The organism is Streptomyces cucumeris (assembly GCF_024295805.1).
In the GTDB taxonomy this organism is placed as follows: Bacteria; Actinomycetota; Actinomycetes; order Streptomycetales; family Streptomycetaceae; genus Streptomyces; species Streptomyces cucumeris.
In genome coordinates, this window is sequence record NZ_JANCLX010000071.1 from 1 (window position 1) to 7884 (window position 7884).

At 65.7% G+C, this 7884-nt stretch carries 1 protein-coding gene; it reads right to left on the reverse strand.

Annotated elements, in window-relative coordinates:
• Positions 1–7512 (reverse strand): hypothetical protein (locus NMK44_RS41565; protein ID WP_254753345.1); only part of this gene is annotated, 7512 nt, incomplete at its 3' end.
• Between the last annotated feature and the right edge of the window lie 372 nt (positions 7513–7884).

Below are 7884 nucleotides of genomic sequence, written 5' to 3' on the forward strand. Positions count from 1 at the left end.
CCCCACCTCCGACAGACCCCGATACGAATCCTTACGCCGCTCCCAGTCCCGCGCACCGAACGACGCCCGCCCCACCACACGCCCCCGCGCGTCCTTCACCTCACGCAACACCACACCCGACGACCAGACATCGGACGGTGCCGAGGTTGCGCGCTGGGATACCGCGTTGTGCAGGCTGGTGATCCAGTCGTCGAACGGCTTGGTGGCGAAGACGTCGAGAATCTCGCCGGTCAGTCGGTTCCGCTTCGCTGCGGCCCCAGCCTGAGCGGGGGACAGCCTTCTTCCGACGGAGGTCGCTACCGTTCGAGCGTATTCCGCCGCGAGTTCCTCCTGCAGTTCGCGGCGCTGTTGCGGAAATTCCGCCGCATAGCGTTGGAGCGTCTGGAAGTCTGTGACCTTCTCAAGCTGCTCGATTTCCCGGGTGATGTGCTCATTGATTCGATTGAAAATCTTATGGAGTGTGACAGCTTCCGGGCCCGAGGGCTTCGCCTCGGATATTTGCCTCCGGAGTACATTCAGGTACGCCGTCGGGGCGTCACGTTCGCTTCGCGCCATGCTTTGATGGCGCGCCGCGACGGTCCGGGGCTGTGCCGGGGCGGCCTCGTCCCGCAGCAGGTCGATCCAGCCCTGCACCGGATGGGAAACGAACTCGTTCACGAGCTGCCGCGCGAGGTCGATCGCCTTGAGAACGGCCTGTCGCTCCTCCCGCGAGGCCCTCGCATTGGCGGCAGCGGCCTGGCCGATCAGGCTTTCAAGCCTGTTGCGCATCGCGGCCCGCTCACTCTTGAACGTGTCCGCATAAGAACGCAGAGTCTTGAAATCGGGGACGCGCCCGAGCTGCTCTATCTCCCTGCCGATACGCTCGTCGATGGCGCCGAAGAGATGAGACAGCATTCCGACGTCGCTGCCCGCCGGGAGAGCGTTCTGGATCTTCCTGCGGAGCTGCTGCAGAGGCCAGTTGCGCTGGTCGCGCTCGCTCCGCGCAAGGGCCTGATAGAAGGCCGCGGTGTGCTGAAGTTCGCCACCGGACTCAAGTACCAGAGGACGGCTACGGAACCCGCCGAAGGTGATGGAATCCTTCGACGTGGCACTGGCCCAGTTCCCCTGACTGAGGATCTCCCAGCCATCGGGGCCATGCCACAGCAAGTTCGCAGGCTCGAACAGCCGATCGTCCCCGTCTGTCAGATCGTCGGGGTGATATTCACCGTGACCGAACCAGTCAGTCGGTTGCATATCACGCCGGAAATCCACGGAATGGCGGACGTTCGACTCCGGCGACTGGTAGTGCCACGCCGTGAAGAGATCAGGATCCGGATGGTGCGTCACCACGAAGGCAAATCCATCCATGGCGGGCGTCACCACAACACGAGGGCCGGATGCCTGGTCAGGATTACGCGGAACCGTGGTATGCCCGACACTCCGCTCAGGGTTCGCCGTACTCCCCGTCAGGTGAGGAACGTAGGCAGCTTCCACATAGCCGCGGTCACCACGCAACGGAGGAAGGGCGTTTGTCGGCAGACCGAGCGAGCGTATGGTCGCGTATTCACGCGCATACCACTCGACGGCAGGAGCCAGCGCATACACAGGAAGACCATGGGCATCCCGCTGTCCGCCCGCGACCACGACAAACTTGTGCCGGCCGAGAGCCGGATCGCTCAAAGCCCTGATGAAGGAGCGACGGGCATTCGCGGAGAGCCCGGGAGCGTGAAGGGCAAGTCCCTTGTCGAGGTCCATGGAGAGAACGCTCGACCTCAAGAACTCCTTCGGGTTCTGGACCAGTGCCTCCTCCGGGGAGAACACCGAGACAGCAGGCGTACTCAACGTAGGCGTATGGGGACCCGGCTGGGGTGTCCCGGCTGATGGCGCCGGGAAACCGAGATACTCACCTATGGCCGTGAGGTCTATCGGGTCGAAACCGCGTTGATCCGAGGTGATATTGAGTTCCGCGAGCGCGACGTCCTTGCTGGTCGGCTTACTGCCGTCGTGGCCTGGTCCCTTGCGCCACGGGAGAGGTGCCTCACTGCCGGTCTTGCCCGCCGTGGCGACCAGCCACTGGCCGGTCAGGGTCGGCACCTTGTTCACCGTGATGACCTGGTAGCCGATCGGCTTGTGCCACGGCTCCATCCGCTTGGCCTGGAGGTTTCCGGCTTCTTCCAGATAACGCACCTGATGCCCGATCAGGGCGTAGGCCTCCAGGTTGCCGCTGCGGAACCCCAGGTGCTTCAACTGCCCGTCGGAGACGGACGAGAGATGATCGAAAAGCTGGAACTGATCGGAGCGAGCCCCGGACGGGAAGAGCTCGAGCCAGTCGTCGCTCTTCCAGAATTCCGTGAGGTCATGCACGTTGGAGTGTTCGGAAGCCAGTCGCTCCCATGCACCACCGGGCTGACGGTCACCCACGATGAGCACCGTCGTCCCAGGCGGCAGGGAATCGGTGATCTGCTGAATGCCGGTCACACTCGTGTCGTGCTGCGGGTGCGGGCCACCCTTCTTACCGCTGAACCGCGACCACAACACGACATGGGGCCCGCGCTCGGGTATCCCACGAGCGGACAGGAAGCTCTGGACCTCCGCTGTGCTGGGCCTGTCCAGACCCCACGCGGCACGGACCTTGGCGCGCTCATGGCCCTGATTGCCCCATCGAGAGACAACCTCACTGGAGGCATAGGACACCGGCTTCTGGAAACGGGTGGTTCGCAGCCCCTTCGGCACGGCCGGAGTCATCGCGTCATAGGGAAGGGGCCGACTACCCCGGCTCGCCGCGGTGTAGAGGGTGTGCGGCTGGTCGGTATGGAGGCTGTGGACGCGGTCCTCTTGAGCCCGGAGCTCGGCGTCCCGCTCGCTGGTGAGCTTCGACAGCTCGGCCTCGCGCGCCGGGGAGGACTGCGGGTGAGTCGTGTTCAACCGCTCCAACGCCTTGGCATACCGGGCGTGAACCGGCGCCGCGAGGGATGCCTGGAGGAAGGAACTGACCTGATCGCGGTGGTCGGGACCAGTGAGGACCCCGACGTGAAGCCTGGGGTTGAGGAGCATGGCCGACGCGAGACCGAACACATCTCCCGTGAAGTTGCCCGCCGTCAACACCAGCGCACGGAACGGCCCGGAACCGACTCGGAAGGCGTCGGTCAGGTCGGCGAGCGTCCCGCGGAGCCGCTCGATGTCCTGCTCCGTGGCACCGAAATCACGCCACTCGGCCTCAAGCGCCTCACGAACCTTCTTGCTCTTCGTCAACTCCCCAAGGGAATGCGCAAATTGGGCCTTCAGTGTGGGCGCCAACCGTGACTGCTTGGCCGCCCTCTTGAGGTACGCCTCACCGCGGCGTTCTTCGAGCTCGTCGGCCAGCCGGACATCGCTGCCCGGCGCCTCTCCCAGCGCCCACAGCAGGTCGAACAGGTCCTTGTGCTGCTTCTCGCCAGTACGCTCCGCAAGCGACTGCGCCTTGTCGAAGAGGGAATCGACCCGTGTCGGCGCGGTGATGCCACCGACGTCGCGCGCATCGCCGTAGGAGAGGCTGCTCGGGCCGACAGTGATCTCGACCCCGTTCACCACACCGGTGAGCGCACGGCCATCCTTCTCATCCTTGACCAGGGCATTCGGCCCAGTGCCCGGGAAACGCTCGGCAATAGCCCGGTTGATCCGATCGGCGAACTCCCTCACATACATGGTCTGAGGCATCCGGAAGTCCAGGTCCGCGATGGGCCGAGGACTGTCGAACAGCAGATTGATCTGAGCACCGCCGCCGAGCACGACGGAAAGGCCGATATCCCGCATGAGCGCACTGAATGTTCGGCCCACCGCCAGCTTCGCTTGATTGTTCCGCGCCGTGGCCTGCGGATCGAGGGCGGACCGTGCAGACTCGGTCGGCGGCCGGGACGAGGACGAGGGCTCGGGCCGGGACGAGGACGAGGCGGCCGACTGCTGGCGCTTCTCGACATGCACCTCAAGGCTGATGGTGCCCCGGCCGTCCTCGCCATTGAACGAGAGCAGCAGCTTGTGGTTGGCACCCGCCTTCAGCTTGTCCTTGGGCTTGGCCTGAATAGTCAGCGCCTCGGCCTGGTCCGCGGCCCCGATCTGCGTCAGCAGGAGGGGAACCAGGTCATGGGCGTTGACGCTGTCGCCGTCGACCGTGACGGTCAGCCGCTTCCCTTCCCCGTCCTGCTCGCCGACCGCCTGACCCCAGCGCGCCTCGATGGTCCTGGCGACCTCGGGGGTCGCACTGACCGCGACCTTCCCGAGACTGTCCTGGGGATCGGGATAGGGCGTGCTGGTGTCGGTCGAAAGGTCGGTCCCCGGGTCGTGGATCTCGGTCCCGCCACCGGGGTGGGCGATGACCCAGCGGCCCGGCTCGCCGTTGGGGCCCTCCAGCAGATGGATCTGCCCACCCTCGGTGTTCGCCCCATACAACGGATGCATCACCGTCAGACCCGTGGCATCCGCCACCTGATGTGCGGCCATCTCATCGCCCAGGCCGTCGCCGCAGTACAGCATCGTGACGACCGTGCCAGGAGACAACTCCGCCAGACCCGGCCGCGACAACGCCCAGTCCCTGACCCCACTACCGCTGACCTCGCGTACACCACCGTCAGCCAACGGCACCTTGATAAAGGCCGTACCACCATGCCCAGCCAGAGTGAACCGAGGACGATCCGCGAACGGCAACTTCCGCACCGCACTCGTCTGAGTCCCGTCCGAAGCCTTACGCCACTCCCGATAGACCGTCGCCCGACTCGCCCGCTCCAGCGCAGGACGCCGACGAGCGAACTCACCCGCAGAGAACGACGCCTCACCAACCCGCTTACCACCCCCGTCCACGATGCTGTGCACCACAGCCTGCTGATGCCAACCACGGTCCACCCGACCCGTCAGGTGGGACGTCGCGGTAGAGGGCGTCGAAGCGGCGGCCGGGAAGCCGAGGTACGTGCCGATGACCGTGAGGTCCATCGGGTCGAAACCGCGCTGATCCGAGGTGATGTTGAACGTGGCGAGCGCGGCACCCTTGCTGATGGGCTTGATGCCCCGGTCGCCTGGTCCCTTGCGCCATGGGACGCGAACCTCACTGCCGGTCTTGCCCGCCGTGGCGACCAGCCACTGGCCGGTCAGGGTCGGCACCTTGTTCACCGTGATGACCTGGTAGCCGATCGGCTTGTGCCACGGCTCCATCCGCTTGGCCTGGGAGTTCCCGGCTTCTTCCAGGTAGCGCACCTGATGCCCGATCAGGGCGTAGGCCTCCAGGTTGCCGCTGCGGAACCCCAGGTGCTTCAACTGCCCGTCGGAGACGGACGAGAGATGGTCAAAGAGCTGGAACTGATCGGAGCGGGCCCCGGACGGGAAGAGCTCGAGCCAGTCGTCGCTCTTCCAGAATTCCGTGAGGTCATGCACGTTGGAGTGTTCGGAAGCCAGTCGCTCCCATGCGCCACCGGGCTGACGGTCACCCACGATGAGCACCGTGGTCCCAGGCGGCAGGGAATCGGTGATCTGCTGGATGCCGGTCACACTCGTGTCGTGCTGCGGGTGCGGGCCACCCTTCTTGCCGCTGAACCGCGACCACAACACCACATGGGGCCCGCGCTCGGGTATCCCACGAGCGGACAGGAAGCTCTGCACCTGCTCGGTGCTGGGCCTGTCCAGACCCCACGCCGCACGGACCTTGGCGCGCTCATGGCCCTGATTGCCCCATCGAGAGACAACCTCACTGGAGACGTAGGACACCGGCTTCTGGAGATGAACGGCTCGCAACCGCTTGGGCACGACCGGAGTCATCGCGTCGTAGGGCAGGGCCTGGTCGCGCCGGGTCGCCGCGGTGTAGAGGGTGTGCGGCTGGTCGGTGTCGAGGCTGTGGACACGGTCCTGTTGAGCACGGAGCTCGGCGTCCCGCTGACCGGTGAGCTTCGACAGCTCGGCCTCGCGCGCCGGGGAGGACTGCGAGTAGGTCGCGTTCAGCCGCTCCAACGCCTTGGCGTACCGGGTGTGAACCGGAGCCGTGAGGGATGTCTTGAGGAAGGAGCTGACCTGATCGCGGTGGTCGGGACCGGTGAGGACCCCGACATGGAGTCGGGGGTTGAGGAGCATGGCCGACGCGAGACCGAACACATCTCCCGTGAAGTTGCCCGCCGTCAACACCAGCGCACGGAACGGCCCGGAACCGGCTTGGAAAGTGTCGGTCAGGTCAGCGAGCGTCCCGCGGAGCCGCTCGATGTCCTGCTGCGTGGCACCGAAATCACGCCACTCCGCCTCGAGCGCCTCACGGGCCTTCTTGCTCTTCGTCAACTCTGTGAGCGCATTGCGCAGTTGGTTCTTCAGGTTGGGAGCAAACCGTGGCTGCTTGGCCGCCCTCTTGAGGTACGCCTCGCCTCGGCGCTGATCGAGCTCCTCTGCCAGCAGCACATCACCGTCCGGCATGTTCCCGAGCGCCCACAGCAGATCGAACAGGTCCTTGTGCTGCTTCTCTCCGGAACGCTCCGCAAGCGACTGCGCCTTGTCGAAGAGGGAATCGACCGGTGTCGGCGCGGTGATGCCACCCACGTCACGCGCATCGCCGTAGGAGAGGCTGCTCGGACCGACAGTGATCTCGACCCCGTTCACCACACCGGTGAGCGCACGGCCATCCTTCTCATCCTTGACCAGGGCATTCGGCCCACTGTCCGGGAAACGCTCGGCAATGGCCTGGTTGATCCGATCGGCGAAATCCCTCACATACATGGTCTGAGGCATCCGGAAGTCCAGGTCCGCGATGGGCCGAGGACTGTCGAACAGCAGATTGATCTGAGCACCGCCGCCGAGCACGACAGGGAGGCCCATCTCCTCCATGAGCGCGCTGAACTCCCGGCCCACAGCGAGTTTCTTCTGATTGTTCCGCGCCGTGGCCTGCGGATCGGGGGCGGACCGTGCGGACTCGGTCGGCGGCCGGGACGAGGACGAGGCGGCCGGCGGCCGGCTCGTCTCGACACGCAGCTCGCGGCTGATGGTGCCCCGGCCGTCCTCGCCGTTGTAGGAGAGCAGCAGTTTGTGGTTGGCGCCTGCCTTGAGCTTGTCCTTGGGCTTGGCCTGAATGGTCAGCGCCTCGGCCTGGTCCGCGGCCCCGATCTGCGTCAGCAGGAGGGGAACCAGGTCATGGGCGTTGACGCTGTCGCCGTCGACCGTGACGGTCAGCCGCTTCCCTTCCCCGTCCTGCTCACCGACCGCCTGATCCCACAGCGCCTCGATATCCCTGGCCACGTCGGGCGTCGCACTGACCGCGACCTTCCCAAGGCTGTCCTGCGGATCGGGATAGGGCGTGCTGGTGTCAGGTGTGGTGTCCGCCGAGGGATCACTCTCCGGGTCGTGGATCTCGGTCCCGCCACCGGGGTGGGCGATGACCCAGCGGCCCGGCTCGCCGTTGGGGCCCTCCAGCAGATGGATCTGCCCACCCTCGGTGTTCGCCCCATACAACGGATGCATCACCGTCAGACCCGTGGCATCCGCCACCTGATGTGCGGCCATCTCATCGCCCAGGCCGTCGCCGCAGTACAGCATCGTGACGACCGTGCCAGGAGACAACTCCGCCAGACCCGGCCGCGACAACGCCCAGTCCCTGACCCCACTACCGCTGACCTCGCGTACACCACCGTCAGCCAACGGCACCTTGATAAAGGCCGTACCACCATGCCCAGCCAGAGTGAACCGAGGACGATCCGCGAACGGCAACTTCCGCACCGCACTCGTCTGAGTCCCGTCCGAAGCCTTACGCCACTCCCGATAGACCGTCGCCCGACTCGCCCGCTCCAGCGCAGGACGCCGACGAGCGAACTCACCCGCAGAGAACGACGCCTCACCAACCCGCTTACCACCCCCGTCCACGATGCTGTGCACCACAGCCTGCTGATGCCAACCACGGTCCACCCGACC